Origin of the sequence: Halodurantibacterium daqingense (assembly GCF_042666235.1) — a bacterium.
Lineage (GTDB): Bacteria > Pseudomonadota > Alphaproteobacteria > Rhodobacterales > Rhodobacteraceae > Halodurantibacterium > Halodurantibacterium daqingensis.
Window position 1 is genome coordinate 42312 of record NZ_JBHTFQ010000004.1, and the last position, 20690, is coordinate 63001.

The 20690-nt window shown below is 68.7% G+C and carries 19 protein-coding genes; 13 read left to right on the forward strand and 6 right to left on the reverse strand.

Annotated elements, in window-relative coordinates; all coding sequences use genetic code 11:
* The first annotated feature begins 268 nt into the window (after window positions 1-268).
* The 12 genes from ACFQXB_RS08300 (at window position 269) to ACFQXB_RS08355 (ending at window position 12662) form a co-directional block, all read left to right on the forward strand.
* The gene (locus tag ACFQXB_RS08300) at window positions 269-1537 is read left to right on the forward strand and encodes a replication initiation protein (RefSeq protein ID WP_377402008.1); all 1269 of its coding nucleotides are present in this window, start codon (window positions 269-271) and stop codon (window positions 1535-1537) included.
* A 167-nt stretch (window positions 1538-1704) separates the two neighbouring features.
* Window positions 1705-2151, forward strand: a complete 447-nt coding sequence (locus ACFQXB_RS08305) for a gamma-glutamylcyclotransferase family protein (protein WP_377402011.1) — start codon at window positions 1705-1707, stop codon at window positions 2149-2151.
* A gap of 590 nt (window positions 2152-2741) precedes the next feature.
* A complete protein-coding gene (locus tag ACFQXB_RS08310) occupies window positions 2742-3743 on the forward strand; it encodes a TRAP transporter substrate-binding protein (RefSeq protein ID WP_377402014.1) in 1002 nt (333 codons plus the stop codon).
* A gap of 6 nt (window positions 3744-3749) precedes the next feature.
* The gene (locus tag ACFQXB_RS08315; protein WP_377402017.1) at window positions 3750-4244 is read left to right on the forward strand and encodes a TRAP transporter small permease; all 495 of its coding nucleotides are present in this window, start codon (window positions 3750-3752) and stop codon (window positions 4242-4244) included.
* The gene (locus ACFQXB_RS08320) at window positions 4241-5545 is read left to right on the forward strand and encodes a TRAP transporter large permease (RefSeq protein WP_377402020.1); all 1305 of its coding nucleotides are present in this window, start codon (window positions 4241-4243) and stop codon (window positions 5543-5545) included. Before ACFQXB_RS08315 ends, ACFQXB_RS08320 begins: the two co-directional genes overlap by 4 nt.
* Before the next feature lie 72 nt (window positions 5546-5617).
* Window positions 5618-6466 carry a formyltetrahydrofolate deformylase gene (gene purU / locus ACFQXB_RS08325; protein WP_377402023.1) on the forward strand — a complete coding sequence of 283 codons (849 nt, stop codon included), beginning with the start codon at window positions 5618-5620 and terminating at the stop codon, window positions 6464-6466.
* A 646-nt stretch (window positions 6467-7112) separates the two neighbouring features.
* On the forward strand, window positions 7113-7766 hold the full coding sequence (locus ACFQXB_RS08330) for a TetR/AcrR family transcriptional regulator (protein ID WP_377402026.1): 654 nt from the start codon (window positions 7113-7115) through the stop codon (window positions 7764-7766).
* A gap of 25 nt (window positions 7767-7791) precedes the next feature.
* A complete protein-coding gene (locus tag ACFQXB_RS08335; RefSeq protein WP_377402029.1) occupies window positions 7792-8724 on the forward strand; it encodes a TAXI family TRAP transporter solute-binding subunit in 933 nt (310 codons plus the stop codon).
* Between the two features lie 26 nt (window positions 8725-8750).
* On the forward strand, window positions 8751-10694 hold the full coding sequence (locus tag ACFQXB_RS08340) for a TRAP transporter permease (protein WP_377402032.1): 1944 nt from the start codon (window positions 8751-8753) through the stop codon (window positions 10692-10694).
* On the forward strand, window positions 10691-11563 hold the full coding sequence (locus ACFQXB_RS08345) for an amidohydrolase family protein (protein ID WP_377402035.1): 873 nt from the start codon (window positions 10691-10693) through the stop codon (window positions 11561-11563). The genes ACFQXB_RS08340 and ACFQXB_RS08345 overlap by 4 nt, the downstream gene beginning before the upstream one ends.
* On the forward strand, window positions 11560-12144 hold the full coding sequence (locus ACFQXB_RS08350; RefSeq protein ID WP_377402038.1) for a chromate transporter: 585 nt from the start codon (window positions 11560-11562) through the stop codon (window positions 12142-12144). The genes ACFQXB_RS08345 and ACFQXB_RS08350 overlap by 4 nt, the downstream gene beginning before the upstream one ends.
* Complete coding sequence (locus tag ACFQXB_RS08355; RefSeq protein WP_377402041.1) at window positions 12141-12662, forward strand: chromate transporter; 522 nt, start codon at window positions 12141-12143, stop codon at window positions 12660-12662. The genes ACFQXB_RS08350 and ACFQXB_RS08355 overlap by 4 nt, the downstream gene beginning before the upstream one ends.
* Before the next feature lie 6 nt (window positions 12663-12668).
* On the opposite strand, the gene ACFQXB_RS08360 is transcribed toward ACFQXB_RS08355, so the two are convergent.
* From ACFQXB_RS08360 to ACFQXB_RS08385, 6 genes are all read right to left on the reverse strand, one after another.
* Window positions 12669-13124: a GNAT family N-acetyltransferase gene (locus ACFQXB_RS08360; RefSeq protein ID WP_377402044.1), complete on the reverse strand. Its 456-nt coding sequence runs from the start codon at window positions 13122-13124 to the stop codon at window positions 12669-12671.
* Between the two features lie 13 nt (window positions 13125-13137).
* Window positions 13138-14796 (reverse strand): thiamine pyrophosphate-binding protein, encoded by a 1659-nt coding sequence (locus ACFQXB_RS08365; protein ID WP_377402047.1) that lies wholly within the window; start codon window positions 14794-14796, stop codon window positions 13138-13140.
* A gap of 267 nt (window positions 14797-15063) precedes the next feature.
* Complete coding sequence (locus ACFQXB_RS08370) at window positions 15064-16146, reverse strand: Bug family tripartite tricarboxylate transporter substrate binding protein (RefSeq protein WP_377402050.1); 1083 nt, start codon at window positions 16144-16146, stop codon at window positions 15064-15066.
* A gap of 191 nt (window positions 16147-16337) precedes the next feature.
* The gene (gene tcuB / locus ACFQXB_RS08375; protein ID WP_377402053.1) at window positions 16338-17462 is read right to left on the reverse strand and encodes a tricarballylate utilization 4Fe-4S protein TcuB; all 1125 of its coding nucleotides are present in this window, start codon (window positions 17460-17462) and stop codon (window positions 16338-16340) included.
* The gene (gene tcuA / locus ACFQXB_RS08380) at window positions 17452-18858 is read right to left on the reverse strand and encodes an FAD-dependent tricarballylate dehydrogenase TcuA (RefSeq protein ID WP_377402056.1); all 1407 of its coding nucleotides are present in this window, start codon (window positions 18856-18858) and stop codon (window positions 17452-17454) included. The genes tcuB and tcuA overlap by 11 nt, the downstream gene beginning before the upstream one ends.
* 29 nt (window positions 18859-18887) lie before the next feature.
* Window positions 18888-19562, reverse strand: a complete 675-nt coding sequence (locus tag ACFQXB_RS08385; protein ID WP_377402059.1) for a GntR family transcriptional regulator — start codon at window positions 19560-19562, stop codon at window positions 18888-18890.
* Window positions 19563-19638: 76 nt separating this feature from the next.
* Here ACFQXB_RS08385 and ACFQXB_RS08390 point away from each other — a divergent pair, with 76 nt between their 5' ends.
* Entirely contained in the window at window positions 19639-20682 is a 1044-nt protein-coding gene (locus tag ACFQXB_RS08390; protein ID WP_377402062.1) for an AbrB family transcriptional regulator, read from the forward strand.
* The last annotated feature ends 8 nt before the right edge of the window (window positions 20683-20690 follow it).

The window sequence follows — 20690 nt, forward strand, 5'->3', positions numbered from 1 at the left end:
CGAAACCGGCCCGAACCGGCGCCGAAACCCGCCGGTTCGGGGCCAAAGGCGCCGCCGCGCGGGGGCGGCATGCCGGCCGCCGGGGCAGGGGTGGGCTCAGGCACCCGGATACGGGATCGCGGAACCGCCAGGGCGCCGCGCATACAAGCACCTGCAAGAGCCTTGCCGTCGGATGCCTTTTGTCGGATAGTCCGGGCCGAATCCGAAGCCGACGCGACAGAATCGGCGGATGCGGCCCGACAGCGGCCGGGGCAGGCGAGAGGGCGGCATGCAGGCCAGCAATGACATCCCGAAAGAGCGGCTGACCGGGGCGCTGCGCCGCGGCTCGGTCAAGAAGAATGTCGCCGCGATCCATGTTTCGGGCAAGCTGACGCTTCTGCAGCGCAAGCTGTCGAATGTGCTGCTGCTCAATGCCTATGACACGCTGATCAGCCAGCCCAAGCACCAGATCGATGCGCGCACCCTGTGCCTGATGATCGGCTACAATTCCAACGATGTGAACACGCTGCGCGATGCGCTGCGGGGCCTCGCCGAGACGGTTGCCGAATGGGACATGCTGGACGACCGGGGGCGGCAGGAATGGGGGGTCAGCTCGCTGCTTTCCTATGCCAAGCTGCGCGGCGGAATCTGCGAATATGCCTATTCGCCGGCGCTGGCGGAAAAACTGCATGACCCCAAGGTCTTTGCGCTGATCAATCTGAACATCCAGCGGCGGTTTTCCTCGGGGCACGGGCTGGCGCTGTATGAAAACTGCTATCGCTTCGTGCGCACCGGCAGCACCGGCTGGTGGCCGCTCGAGACCTTCCGCCGGCTGATGGGGGTGGATGGCAGCGCCTATTACGAGACCTTCAAGCATCTGAACGCCAAGGTCATCAAGCCGGCGGTGGACGAGGTGAACCGCACCTCGAATATCGAGATCACGCCCGAATTCGCCAAGAAGGGCCGCAATGTCACCGAGATCCGGTTCCGCATCCGCGAGAACCGGCAACTGGCGATGTTCGATATCGACGATGGCGAGGCGCTGCGCGCCAGCCCGGTCTATGCCCGGCTGCAGGAGCTGGGCGTTTCCGACCGGCTGGCGCGGCAGTGGATGGCGGAACATGGCGATGCGGCGGTGGCGGCCAAGCTGGATTACGTGCGCGGCCAGCCGGGGGTGAAAAGCCCGGTGGGCTATCTGCGCGCGGCGCTGGAGGGCGGCTATGACCTGCCCGCCGCCGCGCCGCCACCCTCGCCCGAGGCGCTGGCCGCCGCCTCGGCCCGGGCCGAGGCCCAGGCCCGTGCCGCGGCCGAGGAGGCACGCCGCGAGGCCGAGCGCCGCCTGCGCGGCGCGCGCTTTGCCGCCGTCGAGGCGGTGGTTTCGCGGCGAAACCCCACCCAGCGCGATGCCGACCGCCGGCTGTTCCTGAGCCGCCTTGCCGATGAGGTCGATCGCGAGGAATTCCGCCGCCACGGCTGGGCCAGCGCGCTGAACGCGCGGGCGATCTTTGCCTTCTGGGAAGAGAGGGAGCCGGGGATCTTCGACATGCTTGATCCCTGACGCGCCCGGCCTGCCCGGGGATTACCGCCATCGGCAGGCACGCCCGGACGGCGCGCCCCTTGTCGGGGCAGGGCGGATGGGAACCCGTTTGCGGGACGGGGGTTTCGCCACGAAACCCATGGCGCGGCTCCAGATCCCCTGCCGCGCCCGCCCCGACGGGAGATGTCATGCCCCAGCCACCCCGCCCGCTGCGCCTGCTGATCGTGATCCTGCTGGTCGTGCTGGCGGCGGTCGTGGTGATCCGGCACCTGCCCTTCTACCTGCCCCGGCTGGGGCCCGAGGTGGCGCAGCCCGCGCCGGGGGCGCATCTGGTGTTCGGCTATGCGACGCTGGCCTCGCCGCTGGTGCGCTATGTCGTGGTGGGGCGGGCCGTGCCCTCGGAGCCCGGGCGGCTGGCCGGGCTGCGGCGGGAGGGGCGCGATGCGCGGCCCGCGCCCGGGGCGCGGATCGAGGGGCGGGTCTTTGTCGTCAGCGCGCCGGAATTGCGGCGGCTGGACCGCTACGAGCGGCTGGGGACGCTTTACGAACGCGTGCCGGTGGTGCTGGAGGACGGCCGCGGCGCCTGGGTCTATCGCCTGCTTCCGGCCCGGGCCGCGGAGGAGGCCATCCCGTAAACGGGTGCCTGAGGGGGCGGGAGGCCCCGAAGCGGCGCGGGATGCGCGGCGGACCGGAGCGGCCCGGGCCGGAAGCAGGCCGCGCGCGGGATACTGCCGAGTCGGACGCGGCCGACCCCCGGGGCGGGGCGGATCAGGGCCGGGCGCCGCCGCCGCGCGGGGTGCGCGGGATCCCGATCCTCGGATGTGCCGCGCGGTGCAGGGCCGGGATCGGGCAGGGGCGCGGATTTGGCAGAATGTATTCATTTCTGCACATGACCACGGGCGTTTTCGCTGACCTGTTGCGGTTGCGTGAAATTACCTCTAGGCAAATGTATGTTTTTCGCTAAGCTGCGGGCAGAAAGCGGCGAGTCTGCGGCGGGGCCGGGGCCGGGGCTGTCCGGCGCGGTGTGTATACAGAAACCCGCCGCGTCCGGGGCAGCAGCGGCTCTGCGGCAGGGAGAGGGGCTGGCGCGGGCACGGGGGCCTTGCGGAAGGCTCGGGAGGTTTTGACGGGTCAGGAGGCCGGGGCAGGCGCCCCATGCGCCTGACCGTGACGGTAACCGGGGCTGGGCGCGGAGAGGCGCGGCCCCATGAAGGGGGGAGAGAAGATGACGGATCTTGCACACCTGCGCCGCGGCGTGACGGCGGCGGCCCTGGCCGGGGCGATGCTGACGGGCGGTGCGGCCGCGGCCGAAACGCTGCGGCTGGCGCATTTCGTGGCGCCGGCCCATGTGATCACCGGCTCGCTGATCGAGCCGCTGGCCGAAGGCGTTGCCGCCGACAGCGGTGGCGCGCTGACCATCCAGGTCTATCCGGGCGGCGAACTGGGCGCCGGCCCGCAGGAACAGTATGTGCGCGCGCTGCAGGGCGTGGCCGATATCGTCTGGGGGCTGCAGGGCTATACCTCGTCGCAGTTTCCGCGCACGATGATCGCCGAAATGCCCGGCGCGATTCCGCAGGGCATGTCGGGGCATGAATTCCTGTGGAACGGCTATGAGGCGCATCTGGCGCAGGAGTTTCCGGGCACGCGGCCGCTGGCGCTCTGGACCTCGGAGCCCAATGTCTTCATCATGCGCGACCGCGAGGTGCGCCGCCCCGAGGATGTGGCGGGGCTGAAGATCCGGGTGTCGGGCAATATCTCGGGCGCGCTGGTCGAGGCGCTTGGCGCGACGCCGGTGCAGATGCCGGCGGGCGAGATGTACAATGCCCTGCAGACCGGGCTGATCGACGGCATCATCACCGGCGCCAGCGCGATTGCGGATTTCAAGCTGAACGAGGTGGCCAACAGCTATAGCGTCGGGGCGCCCCTGGGCAACATCACCTTCTATCTGGTGATGAACGAGGCCCGCTATCAGGGCCTGTCGGACGAGCTGAAGGCGGTGATCGACGCCAACAGCGGCCGCGCGCTGTCGAAAAGCGCCGAGGACGGCTGGAACGCCCGCGCCGAGGAAACGCTGGAGGCGCTGCGCGCCGATCCCGCCAAGACCGTGGTGGACCTGTCCGACGAGGAAATCGCGGCCTTCGACGCGGTGCTGAGCCCGCTGACCGAAACCCTGGTGGCACAGGTGCCGGGCGGCGCCGAAGCCCTGGCGGCGATGCGCGGCGAGTAGGGCGCGATGCTGGCAAGACTCGACCGGGCGGCGGATCTTCTGATCCGCCTCTGCGCCGGACTGGGCACGATCGGGCTGTTCGTCGTGGTCGTGGTGATCCTGCGCGATGTGGTGGGCCGCAACATGATGCAGCCGCTGGCCGGGGCGCAGGATATCGCGCAGATGGGCATGGTCATCATCGTCTTCGGCGGCATGGCGCTGTGCGACCGGCGCGGCGGCCATGTCGCGGTCGATGTCTTCGAGCGGGTCTTCCCCGGCTGGCTGAACCGCTGGGCCGATATCCTGAGCGCGTTTCTGGGCGCGGCGATCTTTCTGGGCATTGCCTGGACGGTCTATGACTCTTCGCGGATTTCGCAGATGCTGAACCTTTCCACCAATGTGATCCGGCTGCCCAAGGCGCAGTTCCAGTGGGCGCTGTGCGGCTTTGCGCTGGTCACGGCGGCGGGAATGCTGCTGCGCGCGCTGGTGCTGCTGGCCGCCCGGCCGGGGGCGCGGGCATGAGCGCGATGGCGACGGGCCTTCTGGGCATGGGGGTGCTGCTGATCCTGCTGGTGCTGCGGGTGCCGGTGGCCTTCGCGATGTTCGCGGTGGGCTTCGCGGGGATCTGGGCGCTGAACGGGCTGGGCGCCGCGATGAGCCTGATGGCCTCGGAGAGCTTCACGCTGGCCTCCTCGGCAGAGCTGGTGGTGGTGCCGCTGTTCATCCTGATGGGCAATGTCGCCAGCGCCACCGGGATGAGCCGGGCGCTTTATGATGCGGCCTATGCGCTGATCGGGCCGGTGCGCGGCGGGCTCGCCTCGGCGACGGTGATCGGCTGCGGCGGGTTCGCGGCGCTGTCGGGGTCATCGGTCGCCTCGGCGCTGACGATGGGCAAGGTGTCGCTGACCGAGATGGAGCGGTTCGGCTATGACCCGCGGCTGGCGACCGGGGTGGTGGCGGCCGGCGGCACGCTGGGCATCCTGATCCCGCCTTCGACCGGCTTCGTGATCTATGCCATCCTGACCCAGCAATCCATCGGGCGGCTGTTTCTGGCCGGGGTGCTGCCGGGGCTGATGCTGCTGGGGCTGTTCATCCTGACGGTGACGATCCTGTGCTGGCTGCGCCCGGAGCTGGGGCCGCCGGGGCCCCGCAGCAGCCTGCGCAACCTTGCCGTGGCAACGGGGCGGGCGGTGCCGATCCTGGGCATCATCCTTCTGACCATCGGCGGCATCTATGGCGGCATCTTCTCGCCGGTCGAGGCGGCGGCGGTGGGCGCGGCGCTGGTGGTGCTGGCCGGCGCGCTGATGGGCCGGCTGAGCCTGCGCATCCTGTGGGAGGCGGGGCGCGATTCCATCGTCACCACCGCCACGGTGATGCTGATCCTGATCGCCGCGCATATGATCAACCCGTTCCTGGCGCTGAGCCATATTCCGCAGGCGGTGGGCACCTTCCTGGCCGGGCTCGACATGCCGGCGCTGGGGGTGCTGGCGCTGATCCTCCTGTGCTATCTGGTGCTGGGATGCTTCCTCGAAGGGTTCGCCATGCTGGTGCTGACCCTGCCGATCTTCTTCCCGGTCATCCTTCAGCTGGGCATCGACCCGATCTGGTTCGGCGTCCTTGTGGTGCTGACGCTGGAGATGGGGCTGATCTCGCCCCCGGTGGGGATCAACATCTTCATCGTGAAATCGGTCGCGCGCCAGGTGCCGCTGGAGGCGATCTTTGCCGGGGTGGCGCCGTTCTGGCTGGCGATGCTGGTGGCGCTGGGGCTTCTGCTGGCCTTCCCGCAGATCGCGCTGATCCTGCCCGAGACGATGATCCGCTAGGGCGGAACGGCCCCGGCGGGGGCCATGAACAATGGCGGGTGCCGTCCGGCGCCCGGAATGATCGGAGGAATGATGACGGACCATATCCTGACGCTTCAGTGCAAGAACCGCCCCGGGGTGGTCGCGGCGGTGACGACCCGGCTTGCCGCCCATGGCGGCGACATCACCGAGGCGCAGCAGTTCGATGACCGCATGACGGGGCAGTTCTTCATGCGCATGGCCTTTTCCCTGCCCGGCGATGTGGAGGGCTTTGCCGCCGACATGGCGCAGGAAGCGCAGGCCCTTGGCCTGCAATGGCGGCTGCGCCCGGCGGGGCTGCGCCAGAAGGTGCTGATCCTCGTGTCGAAATTCGATCATTGCCTGGGCGACCTGCTGTATCGGATGCGGATCGGCGAGATGAACATGGAGGTGGTGGGGATCGTCTCGAACCATCCCAAGGAGGTTCTGAACCTCACCCTGCACGAGGGCATCCCCTATCACCATTTCCCGATCACCCCCGCCACCAAGCCCGAGCAGGAGGCCCGGATCCGCGCGGTGATCGAGGAGACGGGCGCCGATCTCGTGGTGCTGGCGCGCTACATGCAAGTGCTGTCCGACGAGATGTCGGCCTGGCTGTCGGGGCGCTGCATCAACATCCATCACAGCTTCCTGCCCGGCTTCAAGGGCGCCAAACCCTATCACCAGGCGCATGAACGCGGGGTGAAGATGATCGGCGCCACCGCGCATTACGTCACCGGCGATCTGGATGAGGGCCCGATCATCGTGCAGGATGTGGAACATACCACCCATTCCGACACGCCCGACGATCTGGTCCGCAAGGGCCGCGACATCGAGCGGCGCGTGCTTGCCCGCGCGGTGGCGCTGCATCTGGAGGACCGGGTGATGCTGAACGGCGCCAAGACGGTGGTCTTTCCGGGCTGACCGGGCCGCGGACCGGCGGCGGCGACCCGGTCCGCCCTCGGAGCCCGGACCGGAGGGATCTGGCCCGGGCGTCTCTGGACGGCCGCTGCGGGCCGTGCAACCCCTGGGCCGCGATCCGGCCCGGGGTCGCCGCGCGGGATGGCCCCGGCCGGAACCTGCTGCGGCGCTCGGCCGCGCCCCTGCGGCTTTCGGGACATCCCCCCCTTCATCCTCGGCTTTATCCCCGGCCGCGCCCTGTCCCTGATCCCGCCCGGCTGCTTCGGGGCGACGGGGACGGGGTGGGGCAGGCTGCCCCCCCGGTGCGATCCGCCCGGCGCGATCCGCCCGGTGCGCTGGCCGATGGCCGTGCTGCGGAGGGGGCGCGCCCCGGCGTCGCGGGCATCGCGACGGTGATGGCCCGCCGGTCGCCGGGCCGCCCTTGTTGCAGCCCTGCACGCAGGGCGCGCACGAGCTGCCCCTTCACTCTCCCTTCCCCGCCCGCCGCGGGGCCGGCGCTTTTGCGGCGGGACGGGCCGGCCCCCGGCTTGGCCCATCCCGGTCATTGCCGCCGGGCGCGCAGCCGGGCGGGCAGCCGGCCGGGCAGGGGCTATTTACATGCGCACAAGTTATTTATACAAGTGAACAAGAATCAGGGGCGGGTGTGCATATGCGGGCGAATGTGCGGGAGGCATTGCTTGAGGCGGCGACGCGGCTGTTTTCGCGCAATGGCTACACGGCCGTCTCGCTGCGCGAGATCGCCAAGGAGGCCGGCGCCAATGTCGGCAGTCTGACCTATCATTTCGGATCCAAGGCCAATCTGCTGCGCGAGATCTATGAGCGCCACGCCGGGCCGATGAACCTGCGCCGGACCGAGCTTCTGGGCGAGGCGCGGCGCATCCAGAACCCGGACGAACGGCTGATGGCCATCCTGCGGGCCTATGTGCTGCCGGCCTTCTCCTCGACCTCGGGCCATGACGGGGGCGGGGCCGAATTCACCCGCATGCGGGCCGTCCTGTCGGCCGAGGGCAACGAGGACGCGCGCGAGATCATCGCCGGCGCCTTCGACGAGATCAGCCGCAGCTTTCTGGCCGCCATCGCCGATTGCCTGCCGGGCGCGCCCGCCGACGGGCTGGTCTGGCGCAGCCAGTTCCTGCTGGGCGCGCTTTACTATGCGCTCATCAATCCCGAACGGGTCACGCGGCTGTCGGACGGCAAGGTGAACGGCGCCGACCACGAGATGGCGATCACGCAGATCGTGGAGGCAAGCCATGCGAGTTTCCGCAGCCTGGCACATCGCCCGGCGGCGGCGGAACAACGGTAACGGACGAAACCGGGGAGGAAGGAACATGAGGACAATCAGATCCCTGCTGCTGGCAGGGCTTGTGGCCGGTCTGGGCGCGGTGCCCGCCGTGGCGCAGGAACGCATCTCGATCGGCACGGGCGGAACGGGCGGCCTGTTCTATGTCATCGGCGCCGGCGTGGCCGATGTGCTGAACCAGCACATGCCCGGTGCCACCGCGCGGGCCGAGGTGACGGGCGCTTCGGTCGAGAACATCCGCCGGGTGGCGGCGGGGCAGATGACCTTCGGCTTCTCCTCCTCCTCGACGCTTTACGAGGCGACGGTGGGCGAGGGGCCTTTCGACAGCCCGCTGCCGGTGTCGGGCATCGCCTATCTCTACCCGGCCGTGCTGCAGGTGGCGACCACCGCCGATACCGGGATTACCGCCTTCGAGGGGCTGGACGGCAAGCGCATCAACCTGGGACCGCCAGGATCGAACTCGGCCGTGCTGGTGCAGCGGATGCTTGAGGCCTATGGCATCTTCAACCCCGCCAATGTGCAGTTCCTGTCCTATACCGAGGGCACGAGCGCGCTGATGAACGGCACCATCGATGCGACCGTCGTTCTGGCGGGCGCCCCCACGGCGGCGCTGATCGACCTGGGCGCGCAGCGCGACATGCGGCTGCTGTCGGTCGAGGAAGACCGTCTGGCCGAGATGCTGGCGCGCTATCCCTATTACCAGATCTATGCGATCGAGGCCGGCACCTATGAAGGCCAGGCAGAGCCGGTGATCGCGATCAACGATCCGGCGGCGCTGTTCACCAGCAACGATGCTTCGGACGAGACGATCTATCAGATCACCCGGACGATCTTCGAGAACCTGCCGCAGCTGGGCGAGGTTCACCCGCAGGCCCGCGCCATCGCCCTGGAAACTGCGACCGAACTGCCGGTGGCGCTTCATCCCGGCGCGCAGCGCTTCTTTGACGAGGCGGGCCAGTAGGCCCGCCCGCGACCGCAGGAAAAGCGATGAAAGCGGATTTCAGAAGCCTTGCCCTGCCCGATGACGGGGCGAGCCGGGCCGAGGTGGTGGCCGTCTCGGCGCTTTATTGCGCCCTGTCGGTCGCGGTGACGGCGCTTGTGGTCTATGGCGCCTATTACGGCGGGATCACGGCGCTGGTGCTGCGTTCGCTGTTCTATTCGGCCGTCGCGGCGGCGGGCATGGCAAGTTTCGGCCTGCTGGCGCGCCGCCTGCCGGCCAGGCTTGCCTGCTATGGGCTGGCGCTGATCGCTGCGGTGCCGGGGCCTTATCTGTGGCAGTCCTATTTCGACATCATCATGCGCGGCGCCATGGCGGTGCGGCTGGACGAGGTGATGTTCGTGGGCCTGCTGCTGGTGACGCTGGTGCTGGTGCGGCTTGCGCTTGGCCGGGCGCTGGTGGTCCTGTCGGTGCTGGCGCTGCTTTACGCCTGGTACGGATACCTCATCCCCGGCAAATACGGCCACGGCGGCTATGATCTGTCGCGGCTCGCCTCGACGCTGTTCCTGTCGACCGAGGGGTTCTTTGGCGTGCCGATGGGCGTGGCGGTCGAATACATCTTCCTCTTCGCGCTGCTGGGCACGCTGCTGATGCGGATCGGCACCGGCGAGGTCTTCGTCGATGTGGCGCGGGGCATCACCGGGCGGGTGCAGGGCGGGCCGGGCCTGTCGGCGGCATTGTCGAGCGCGATGCTCGGATCGATCAACGGCAGTGCGGTGGCCAATGTGGTGACCACCGGCACCTTCACCATTCCGCTGATGAAGCGTGTCGGCTATTCGCCCCGGCTTGCCGGTGCGATCGAGGCGGCGGCCTCGTCGGCGGGGCAGATCCTGCCGCCGGTGATGGGCGCTGCCGCCTTCCTGATGGCCGAGATCATCGGCGTGCCCTATGCGCAGATCGCCCTGGCCGCCCTGATCCCGGGGCTGCTTTACGTGCTGGCACTGATGGTGGCGGTGCGGCTTGAAGCCGGGAGGCTGGGCCTTGCGCGCGATACGACCGGGGGGATGGCGCTGCTGAAGGACACGTTGTCGCGGCGCGGCTATCTGCTGTTGCCGCTGGTCGGGCTGGTCACGCTGCTGGCCACGGGCATGACGCCCACCCGCGCGGCGGTCTATTGCCTTGTGTTCGCACTGCTGATCAGCCCGTTCCGGAAGGAAACGCGCATCGGGCTGCTGGATCTGGTGCATGTCTGCCGCAACACGCTGGCGGCCACGCTGCCGATCGTGGCGGCGGTGGCGGCGGCGGGGGTGGTGATCGGGGTGCTGAACCTCACCGGCATGGGGCTGATGCTGTCGGGGCTGATCGTCGAACTGGGCGGCGCGAACATCTGGGCGATCCTGGTGCTGACGGCGCTCGCCTCGTTCGTGCTGGGCATGGGGCTGCCCACCTCGGCGGCCTATCTGCTGCTGGCGGTGCTGGTGGCGCCGGCCGCAACCCGGCTGGGCCTGCCGCCGATCGCGGCGCATATGTTCATCTTCTACTTCGGGCTTGTCTCGGCGATCACCCCGCCGGTGGCGCTTGCGGCCTATGCGGCGGCAAGCATTGCCGGCGCCGATGCCAACGGGACGGCGGTGGAATCGATGCGCCTGGGCTTTGTCAAGCTGCTGGTGCCGTTCCTCTTCGTGACCATGCCGGGCCTGCTGATGCTGGGCGCGGCGCATGAGATCGCCCTCGCCGCGCTTTGGGCGACGATCGGCGTGGTGGGATTGACCATCGCGCTTGCCGGCTGGCTGGTGCGGCGCATGACCGGGGCCGAGCGGCTGCTTTACGGGGCGGGATCGCTTCTCGTGCTGTGGCCGACGCCGGTGGACGCGGCGGATGCGGTGACGCTGGCCGCCCGGCTGGGGGGCATTGCCCTGCTGGCCATTCTGACCTACCGGATGGCGGGTGCCCGCCGTCCCGGACCTGCGATAACTGCAAGAGAAGACGCATGACCAAGGCCCTCCGCTTTCACCCGGACCCCAAGAAGCCCGACATCGCCCTGCCGCCCGGCGCCTGTGACGCGCATTGCCATGTGTTCGGGCCGGCCGCCACCTTTCCCTTCGCGGCCTCCTCGACCTACCAGCCCGAGGATGCGCCCAAGGAAAGGCTGTTCGCGCTGCATCGCCATCTGGGCATCGACCGCGCGGTGATCGTGCAGGCCAGCTGCCACGGCACCGACAACCGCGCGATGATGGATGCGCTGGCGGCAGGCGGCGGGCGTTATCGCGGGATCGCCATGGTCGCGCGCGACATCACCCCCGAGGCGCTGCGGGACCTGCATGACGGCGGCGTGCGCGGCGTGCGCTTCAACTTCGTCACCCATCTGGGTGCCCCCGCCGATCTGGATGCGATCCGCGAGATCACCGCCAGGATCATTCCGCTGGGCTGGCACGCCGTGGTGCATTTCGACGCGCATCGGCTGGATGCGCTGGCGCCCTTCCTGCGGGAGCTGGAACTGCCGGTGGTGATCGACCACATGGGCCGGATCGATGCCTCGGCCGGGCCGGAGCAGCCGGCGTTCCGGCTGCTGCTGGATCTGATGGAGGACCGTCGCTTCTGGGTGAAGGTCTGCGGGTCGGAGCGGATTTCGCGCGCCGGGCCGCCCTTCGCGGATGCGGCGGAATACGGGCGGCTGCTGGTCGAGCGCTTCCCGGACCGGGTGCTCTGGGGCACCGACTGGCCGCATCCGAACATCACCCGCCACATGCCCGATGACGGCGCGCTGGTGGATCTGCTGCAGATCATCGCGCCGCGGCCCGAACAGCGTCAGGCGCTGCTGGTGGACAACCCGACGCGGCTTTACTGGCCCGAGACCGCGTGACGGCCGTGCCCGATCCGCGCGACGCGGCGGCGCCGCTGGACCGGCGCGGCATTGCGGCGCCTGCGCTTTTCCGGTGTTTCGGCGTGATCGGGCTCCTGGGCTTTGGCGGCGTCCTGCCGGTGGCCATGCATGAGCTGATGGAGCGCCGCCGCTGGCTGAGCGCGCCCGAGTTCACCGAGATCCTGTCGCTGTGCCAGGTCCTGCCGGGGCCGAACATCGTCAACTTCTCGGTCATCTTCGGGATGCGCTGTGCCGGCATGGCCGGGGCGCTGGCGGCGGTGACGGGGCTGATGGGGGCGCCGGTCGTCATCGTGCTGGCCCTGGGGGCGCTTTACGCGGGCTTTGCCGATCTGCCGGTGGTGCAGGATGTGGTGCGGCCGGTCGCGGCGGCGGCGGCAGGGCTGGTCTGCGCGGTGGCGGCGCGGCTGTTCTTTCCGGTGCGCCGGCAGTGGCGGGCGCTGGTCATCATCGCGGCGGTGGTGCTGGCCGTCGCGGTGCTGCGGCTGCCGCTGATCTGGGTGCTGCCGGTTCTTGCGCCCTTGGGCATCGCGCTGATGGCCGGGGCGGGGCGCGCAGGATGATGGACCCGCTGATCGCGCTCTGTCTCACGCTGATGGGCCAGTCGCTGCTGGCGGTGGGTGGCCTTTATGTCGTTCTGGGTGATCTGCAGCGCGTCGTGGTCGGTAACGGCTGGCTGGGCGGGGCCGAGTTTTCAGCACTGTTCGCGCTGGCGCAGGTGGCGCCGGGGCCGAACACGATCTTCGTCACGCTGATCGGCTGGCGCATGGGCGGGCTTGGCGGGGCGCTGGCGGCGACGGCCGCCTTCATGGTGCTGCCGCTGACCATCGCGGCGGCGGCGGGCCGGCTCTGGACCCGCTGGGGCGAACGGCGCTGGTTCCTGACCCTGCGCGCGGGCCTTGTGCCGCTGACCATCGGCTTGATGATCTCGAGCGCCTGGCTTCTGACCGATGCGGCCGCGCAGGGCTGGGCGGGCCATGCTGTGGTGGCGGCGGCGGCTGCGGCCTCGCTCTGGCTGCGGATGCATCCGGTTGCGATCCTGGGCTGCGCGGCGCTTCTGGGCCTTCTGGGGATCATCTGACCGCGATCACAGCGTCAGCTTGTAGCCCAGATGGGTGGCGCTGAAGCCCAGCCGTTCATAGAAGCGGTGGGCATCGGTGCGGCTCTGGTCGGTGGTCAGCTGGACCAGGGCGCAGCCGCGCGCCCGGCATTCATCGACCGCATGGGCGATCAGCCGGGCGCCAAGGCCCCGGCCGCGGGCGGTGCTGGCCACCCGCACGCCTTCGATCTGGCCACGCCACGCGCCCCGGCGCGACAGGCCCGGCAGAAAGCTGAGCTGCAGCGTCCCGAGGATCGCCTCGCCCTCGGTCATCACCAGCAGCATCTGGTTCGGATCGCGGCTGATCGCCTCGAAGGCGGCCAGATAGGGGCCGGTTTCCGCCTGCGCCGGATCTTCGCGCGCGGCGCCAAGCGCGTCATCGGCCAGAAGTCCGATGATGGCGCGCAGATCCGCGCGCCGGGCGATGCGAAAGCTGACCTCCATGCGAAGCTCCCCCTCAATGAGCCTTGGGCGGATGCGCGCGGCGCATCACCGGCGAGGTCACATCATCGTCGATATGAAAGTCAAGCACCATGCCCCGGCGCGTTTCGGCAAAGCGGGCGATCTGCGCCTCGAGCCCGGCAAGGTCGGTCACCACGGCGCCGTCAAGGCCGAAGCCGCGCGCCACGGCGCCCAGATCGCCCCGGCCAAAGACCGCGCCCGCATCGGGCAGGCCATCGGCCCGCAGCTTGTGGATCTCCGATCCATAGGCGCCGTCGTTCAGCAGGCACAGAAGGATCGGCAGGCCGTGGCGCCGCACGGTTTCCAGTTCCTGCGCATGCATCAGAAAGCCGCCATCGCCGTCGAACAGCACCACCGGCCGCCCGGGCTTTGCCGCGGCGACGCCGATCGCATAGGACAGGCCGTTGCCGATCGCGCCGAATTCGCGGATCGTGTGGAAATGTTCGGCGGGGCGGCCGCGCATCTGGGCCGCGAAATACGAACAATGCCCCGAGGCGTTCACCATCTCCCAGTCCCGCGGCAGGATCGCGTCGAGCCGGCGGATCACCGCGCGCGGGTCCAGAAGGCCGGGCCGGGCCGGAAAGGGCGTCGCATCGGCGGGGGCGGTCTGCAGGCGTTCGGCCAGCGCCGCGCTGCGGAATCCGGGCGTGGCGGGGGCTTCGGGCAGGGCGGCCAGCAGCGCCTCGACCCCGGCGCGGGCATCGGCCTGCAGGTAAAGATCCGCGACCCGGCGCCCCTGGTTGAAGCCGATGGGCCGGCTGTCGATCTGCACCACCCGGGCCTCGGGCCAGAGCTTGCCGCCATCGGCGGTGTGATGGGTGACGCTGGCCCCCACCGCAAGCACCAGATCGGCTTCGGCAAAGGCTGCGCGAGCGGTGTCGCTGGAAAAGCCGCCGGCGACGCCCAGGTCGAACGGATGGTCATGAAACAGCCCGCGCACGGGCAGGGTGGCGGCCAGAAGCCCGCCGCAGCGATCGGCCAGCGCCACGCAGGCCGCCGCCGCATCTGCCGCCCGCGCGCCGCGCCCGGCCACCACGATGACCCGCCTTGCCGCCGCCACGGCGCGGGCGACTTCGGCAAGCTGCGCGGGATCGGGCTGCATCCTGCCCAGCTTCGGCAGAAGCGTCGTCGAGGGTTGATAGGGTTTCACATCCGGGGCGGGCTGGGCCTGAAGGTCGAAGGGCACGCCGATCACCACCGGACGGCGTTCCTGCCGGGCGATGAAGAAGGCCTCGCGCACCTGATCGGCCATGCGGGCCGGCGACAGGGCGCGGATATAGGTGGCACCGGTTGCGGTGACGAAGGGCGCCTGGTCGATTTCCTGATTATACCAGGCCTGGCGCAGCGGCGCCTCGCCGGCAAAGACGACCAGCGGCAGATGCGCGCGCACGGCCGTGGCCAGGGCCGTCATGATCTGCGTCAGCCCCGGGCCGCAGGTGACCGAGGCGACCCCCACCGCCTCGCCGGCATTGACCGCGGCCATTGCCATCGACACGGCGCAATGTTCGTGCCGCGCGTGGATCAGCCGACAGCCCAGCCCCTCGAGCGCGGTGGCCCAGTGCATGTTGCCGTCGCCCAGCAGCGTGAACAGAAGCCGGGTGCCTTCGGCGTGAAAGGCATGGGCCAGCATGTCGTAGATCCTGGGGTCGGTCATCGGTTGTCCTTTCGGTTTGGCGCCCGCCTCCGGGCGCAGCGTCGGTTCCGGACATGGGTCCGGGGGGCGGCCGGTCGGATCCGCCTGCCGGATGGTCACGCTGGCCCACGCTGTGGCGGGTCGCGCGTGGCCGGACAGCACCGGAACTGTGGCGCCGCAGGTAGCTGCTGCCCGCGGCAGGCGCGCAAGCGGCAAGACAGGGGGTCGTGGTGCCCGTCGGTTCCCCGCGTGAAAGCTGGTCCGGGCGCGAATGCCCGGACCGTTCGTTCAGAACCGTACGTCGTATTCGTCGGCAAGATAGGTCTGCAGCCAGTCGCGGGCCTCGTCGGGCATGGTCGTGGCAAGCTCGTAAAGCCGCACCGCCGCGTCACCGACCGCCATCTGGTATTCGCCCAGAACTTCGCCCTTGTTCTCCTGGAACTCGGGATCCTCGATCATCTCGGCGAAGGCCTGGCGGTAGGTCTCGATGATCTCGGGCGGGGTGCCCTGCGGGATGACCACCGGCTTCTGCGCCGCAAAGCCCGAACCGAACACGGCCTTGTAGACGTCGAAGATGATGCCCGAAGGCGGTTCGCCATGCATCATCTCATAGGCTTCGACGAAATGCGGGATATCGGGGAAGGTGGGATCGCGCGCAAAATCGCCGTTCTCGTCGATCACCCCCCAGGAGAACATCGGCACCGCCTTGCCCTCTTCGACCAGCGGCACGACATTGGTCAGATAGGCGCTGCTGGTCTGGTAATCGATTGTCGCCTCGCCGCGTTCGAAGGCCAGACGGCCATCCGAACGGCCGGGCATTCCGAAGACATAGCGGACATCAAGGCCCATAAGCTCGAACGCGATCATCGGCACGAGATCAAGCGAGGTCGGCCCCTGGCTGCCATAGACAAGCTCGGTGCCTTCCAGCTGCTTCAGCTCGGAGGCATCGTTCACGCCGAAGCCGGTGGGCAGATAGACCACGCCGCCCGTGGGCGCGACCATCAGGGGTTCCCACTTGGTATAGTCATAGCGCGCACGCGGGTCGCCCAGCAGATAGGGGAACTGCGTCGAGGCCGAGGTGATCAGGATTTCCTGGCCATTCGGGCGGGCGCGGGCGGCGAATTCGTTCGCGCCGGTGATCGAGCCTGCACCGGGGATGTTGCGGATCACGACCGTCGGATTGCCGGGCATGTATTTCGTCAGATAGGGCAGCATGTAGCGCGCCACGGTGCCGCTGCCGCCGCCCTCGGGGAAGGGCACGACCCATTCGATCGTCTTGCCGGAAAAATCGACGTCCTGGGCGCTGGCGGTGCCGGCCAGCGCGGCAAGCAGCGCGGCGCCGATCAGGCGTGCCGTCTTGTGAAATGTCATGGGGTTTCCTCCTCAGAACCTGGCCCGACCGTGCGGCAGGGCCTTCGGAAGCATGGCAGGTTCTGCTGCGCAAACGGAATAGAAAGGGCCGTCCCGAGCATAACTTTTTGCTAGAGCGAACTTCCAGACATGCGGATGCCGACAGCCCGGACGGGCTGCCGGCCGGTTCCGGTCTGCCGGGCGCAGCCCCGTCAGGGGTTGCGGCGCTGTTCCTCGGCGATCAGGGCCGTCAGGCGGAAGAAGCCGTGCACCATCTTGCTGAAGGGCATAAGCAGGAAGAAGGCCAGCACCGCGCCAAGGTGGATTGCCAGCAAGGACGGCACCAGTGCCGTGCCGGTCGCGGCATAAAGCGCAAGACCGGTGGCCGAGACGAAGCACAAGAGCAGGATGAAGGCCATCTCGCCGCCCCAGACACGGCGGGCCCCAAGCGCCGGGTCGGCCTTGGCCTTGAGATGCGCAAGGCCCAGCGTGCCGATCACCAGCAGGATGCCGCCCGGCACGCCCAGAAGTTTCGGCAGGCTGAAGAAGCCATAGGGCGCCGGCTGGTTGAAGACATAATGCAGGATCGTGGCGCTTGACGTCGAGGCGAAGGCCAGCAGGAAGCCATACATCGTGGCCTGGTGGAACCAGCGCCGCCGGTCGGAATAGCGGTCGCCTTGCTCGAAGTTGCAGCCCTGACCCTGGCCGCCGTTGAGGTTGCGCATGTAGCTCGCCTGGCCGATCGCGCCCCAGAGATGGCGCAGGCGGAAGCGTGCGGCGCCGGTTTCCCGCCAGTAGCGCCGCAGCCCGATCGCAATCCCGACCAGCGGCAGCAGGAAGGCCGGCGCGAAGATCGCGACCATGGCGTTATGCGCAAGATAGGCATAGAAACCCGCGCCTTCGTCGGGGCGCAGCGCCGAGACGGCCCAGAACAGCAGCGCCAGCCCGATCACCAGCATGCCCGCGATGCGCACCCCGTGTTCGTGGAAGGCGCGCGCCAGCGGCTGCGGCCAGACCAGCCGTTCCCAGCTGTCCTGGCGCACCTCGTTCAGCGCGGCGGGCAGGTTCAGCGCGAATTCATGCGGCGCCGTATACTGGCAGGAGTAATAGCAGCCCCGGCAGTTGTGGCAGAGGTTCGCAAGCTGGGTGATATCCCCGTCCGCAAACGCCTTTTGCCGGTTGATCGCCGGAAAGACGGTGCAGAAGCCTTCGCAATAGCGGCAGGCGTTGCAGATCTCGACCTGGCGGCGGGCTTCCTGAATCAGCTCGGCGGTGCCCGGGCGGGCGGTGCTTGCGCCGGGGGTGTCCCGATCCGGTATGCGAAGTTCAATTGACATGGGCCGCGGCCTCCCGTCCTGCGATGCGTCCGAAAACGGTTCCGATGGTCATGCCGAAACCGGCGAGATAGCCCTGGCCGAGGATCGAGCCTGCCATGATCTCGCCCGCGGCCCAGACGTTCTGCAGCGGGCCGCGGGTTGTGTGAACCTGCGCATTCTCGGACACCTTGAGCCCGAGATAGGTGAAGGTCACGCCGGGGCGCAGCTGGTAGCCATAGAAGGGCGGCGTGTCGATGGGGCGCGCCCAGTTCGTCTTGGCGGGGGTGAGCCCTTCGGTCGCGGTGCCGTCAAGCTCGAACGGCTTGAAGTCGTTCGGGCGGCAGGCGGCGTTGAACTCGGCCACGGTGCGGGCGAGTTTCGCGCCATCAAGGCCCATCTGCGCGCCCAGTTCCTCGATCGTGTCGGCCTTGTTGGGGGGAAAGACCGAGGGCATGAACAGGTCGATCGACTTGGCGTCGATGATCGCATAGCCCACCTGATCGGGCTGCGCGGCGACCAGCCGGCCCCAGATCGCATAGCGTTTCGGCCAGACGTCCTCGCCCTCGTCATAGAACCGGTCGCCGTCGCGGTTCACGACGATGGAGAAGGGGACGCAATCGAGCCGCGTGACGATGCCGCCGTCGAATTTCGGGGCGCGTCCGTCGATGGCGACCGCGTGGCACTGGGTGGGGTCGCCCACCGTGGCGCAGCCCTGGTCGATCATGTCCTTGAGCACGACGCCGCGGTTATAGGGCGTGCCGCGGATCAGGAAGTTCGCTGCCGCCGGCCCCCAGGCGCGGGTCAGCCAGTCGATATCCGACTGGAACCCGCCCGAGGCGAGGACGACGGCCTTGCCCTCGATCCGCTGCGACTGGCCGCCGATGGTCACCTCCAGATGGGTGAATCGGTCGCCTTCCAGATGGATATGGGTGACCTGTGCCTCATAGACCACGCGCACGCCCAGATCGGCGGCGGTGTTGTAATAGGCGTTCACCAGCGACTTGCCGCCGCCCAGGAAGAACGCGTTGGTGCGCGACAGCGACAGCGTTCCCGACAGCGACGGCTGGAAGCGGACGCCATGCGCCTCCATCCAGGGCAGGCATTCCTCGGAACTGCGGATGGCGAGCCGCGCAAGGTTCTCGTCGGTCTTGCCCTTGGTCACCAGCATGAGATCGTGGAAATATTCCTCTTCCTCATAGGCGCCGGTCAGAACCGACAGCGGGCCCCGATGCATGCAGCGGAAGTTCCGCGTGTGCCGGCTGTTGCCGCCGCGATAGGGTTCGGGCGCGCCTTCCAGGATCAGCACGCGGGCGCCGGCCTCGGCCGCAGTGATCGCGGCACAGAGGGCCGCATTGCCGCCGCCGACAACAAGGATATCCCAGGGCCCTTTCAGATCGGGGGGCGATGACTGGCTCATGGCTTGCTCCATTCTCGGTCAGGCGGTCGTCACAGATCCTCGATCGGGCGTTCGCGCTGGCGCAGCGCCCGGATGCGGGCGCGATGCGCCCCGGCGAGATGGTTGCGCATCAGGGCTTCGGCGGCGTCGCCGTCGCGTGCCTCCAGCGCATCGAGGATCACATAGTGTTCCTTGACCGCCTCGGCGGCCCGGTCAGGCGCGATCAGGGTTGTCGGCCCGAGGATCATCATCGTCTTCTGCAGCCCGCTGATCGCGCGGATCAGAAAGCGGTTCTTGGCCGCATCGAACAGCGTCAGGTGAAACTGGCGGTTAAGCTCGTAAAGGCGGGCGGCCTCGCTGGTCTGGGCAAGTTCCTCGTTCAGCGTCCGCAGTTCGGCCAGTTCGATCATCGAGGCGGCCTGCGCCGCCATCCGCGCCGCCGTTCCTTCCAGAACGACGCGCATTTCGTAAAGCTCCATGATCTCGGGGTAGTCGAGCGTGCGGATCGTCGCGCCCTGCCGCGGCAGATGCACGACCAGCCCGTCCGCCTCGAGCTGGCGGATCGCCTCGCGGATCGGGGTGCGGCTCATGCCGAAGCGTTCGGCAAGCTCGGTTTCGCGCAGCCGGGTTCCCGGGGCAAGCGTGCCCCAGCGGATCTCTTCCAGCAGACGCCGGTAGGCACCACTTCCTTGCGACGAGCCGGTGGCAGCTTCTTCGGAAGCCATGTACAACATTCCCAGGTTGAAACTTGTGTCCGGTTGTATACAGGTGGATACAATTTTGTCAACGGAGGAGAATGCCGTGAACTTTCTCACCCGCCGCCGGGTTGTCACATTTGCCGTTGCCGGTGCAGGAACCGCGCTTTTCGCCCTGCTGGGGCTGCCGCTGCCGTTCCTGTTCGGGCCGATGGCGGCCTGTCTTGTCGCGGCGCTGGCGGGGCTGCGCCTGCAGGGGGCCGGGCAGGTCTCGGTGGCGGCGCGGACCATCCTGGGGGTGGCGGTGGGGGCCTCGGTCACGCCGGAGCTGCTGGGCCAGTTGCCGCAGATGGCCGGCACCATCGCGCTGGTGCCCTTCTATATCGCGCTGATCGGGCTGGTGGGCGTGCCGTTCTTCCGCAGGGTCTGCGGGCTTGATCCGGTCACCTCCTATTACGCGGCGATGCCCGGGGGGCTGCAGGACATGGTGATCTTCGGGCAAGAGGCGGGCGGCGACGTGCGGGCGCTGTCGCTGATCCATGCGACGCGGGTGCTGATCATCGTGACGATCGTGCCACTGATCCTGTCAGCCTTCTATGGGGTCGGGCTGACCAATCCGATCGGAACCCCGGTGGCCGAGACACCCATCAAGGAAATCGCCTTCATGGTCATCGCGGCGCTGGTGGGCTGGAAGGGCGGCGAGAAGATCGGGCTTTTTGGCGCCTCGATCCTGGGGCCGATGATCGTCACGGCAATCCTGTCGCTGGCCGATGTGATCCATGTCCGCCCGCCGGCCGAGGCAATCCTGACGGCGCAGTTCTTCATCGGCATGGGGATCGGGATCTATTATGTCGGGATCACGATGCGCGAGTTGCGCAATATCGTCGCCGCGGGCGTGGCCTTCGTCTTGTTGCTGGCGGCGCTGACCGCGCTCTTTACCGAGGCGGTGGTGCTGACCGGGCTGGGGCCGCCGGTTGAGTCCTTCCTGGCCTTCGCGCCGGGCGGGCAGGCCGAGATGACCGTTCTGGCCATTGTGGCCGGCGCCGATCTGGGCTTCGTGATCGTGCATCACCTGACCCGGATCATCCTGGTCATCACCGGGGCGCCGGTGGTGGCGCGCTTTCTTCTGAAACGGGAAAAGGGCCCCTGAGGGCCCTT

Excerpts from the sequence above, each read along its gene's own strand:
- tcuA (WP_377402056.1), bottom strand. The coding sequence starts at position 18,858 with ATGAGCCAGTCATCGCCCCCCGATCTGAAAGGGCCCTGGGATATCCTT.
- ACFQXB_RS08305 (WP_377402011.1), top strand. The coding sequence starts at position 1,705 with ATGCCCCAGCCACCCCGCCCGCTGCGCCTGCTGATCGTGATCCTGCTG.
- ACFQXB_RS08385 (WP_377402059.1), bottom strand. The coding sequence starts at position 19,562 with ATGGCTTCCGAAGAAGCTGCCACCGGCTCGTCGCAAGGAAGTGGTGCC.
- ACFQXB_RS08310 (WP_377402014.1), top strand. The coding sequence starts at position 2,742 with ATGACGGATCTTGCACACCTGCGCCGCGGCGTGACGGCGGCGGCCCTG.
- ACFQXB_RS08320 (WP_377402020.1), top strand. The coding sequence starts at position 4,241 with ATGAGCGCGATGGCGACGGGCCTTCTGGGCATGGGGGTGCTGCTGATC.
- ACFQXB_RS08300 (WP_377402008.1), top strand. The coding sequence starts at position 269 with ATGCAGGCCAGCAATGACATCCCGAAAGAGCGGCTGACCGGGGCGCTG.
- ACFQXB_RS08360 (WP_377402044.1), bottom strand. The coding sequence starts at position 13,124 with ATGGAGGTCAGCTTTCGCATCGCCCGGCGCGCGGATCTGCGCGCCATC.
- ACFQXB_RS08370 (WP_377402050.1), bottom strand. The coding sequence starts at position 16,146 with ATGACATTTCACAAGACGGCACGCCTGATCGGCGCCGCGCTGCTTGCC.
- ACFQXB_RS08330 (WP_377402026.1), top strand. The coding sequence starts at position 7,113 with ATGCGGGCGAATGTGCGGGAGGCATTGCTTGAGGCGGCGACGCGGCTG.
- ACFQXB_RS08365 (WP_377402047.1), bottom strand. The coding sequence starts at position 14,796 with ATGACCGACCCCAGGATCTACGACATGCTGGCCCATGCCTTTCACGCC.
- ACFQXB_RS08340 (WP_377402032.1), top strand. The coding sequence starts at position 8,751 with ATGAAAGCGGATTTCAGAAGCCTTGCCCTGCCCGATGACGGGGCGAGC.
- purU (WP_377402023.1), top strand. The coding sequence starts at position 5,618 with ATGACGGACCATATCCTGACGCTTCAGTGCAAGAACCGCCCCGGGGTG.
- ACFQXB_RS08355 (WP_377402041.1), top strand. The coding sequence starts at position 12,141 with ATGATGGACCCGCTGATCGCGCTCTGTCTCACGCTGATGGGCCAGTCG.
- ACFQXB_RS08335 (WP_377402029.1), top strand. The coding sequence starts at position 7,792 with ATGAGGACAATCAGATCCCTGCTGCTGGCAGGGCTTGTGGCCGGTCTG.
- ACFQXB_RS08315 (WP_377402017.1), top strand. The coding sequence starts at position 3,750 with ATGCTGGCAAGACTCGACCGGGCGGCGGATCTTCTGATCCGCCTCTGC.
- tcuB (WP_377402053.1), bottom strand. The coding sequence starts at position 17,462 with ATGTCAATTGAACTTCGCATACCGGATCGGGACACCCCCGGCGCAAGC.
- ACFQXB_RS08345 (WP_377402035.1), top strand. The coding sequence starts at position 10,691 with ATGACCAAGGCCCTCCGCTTTCACCCGGACCCCAAGAAGCCCGACATC.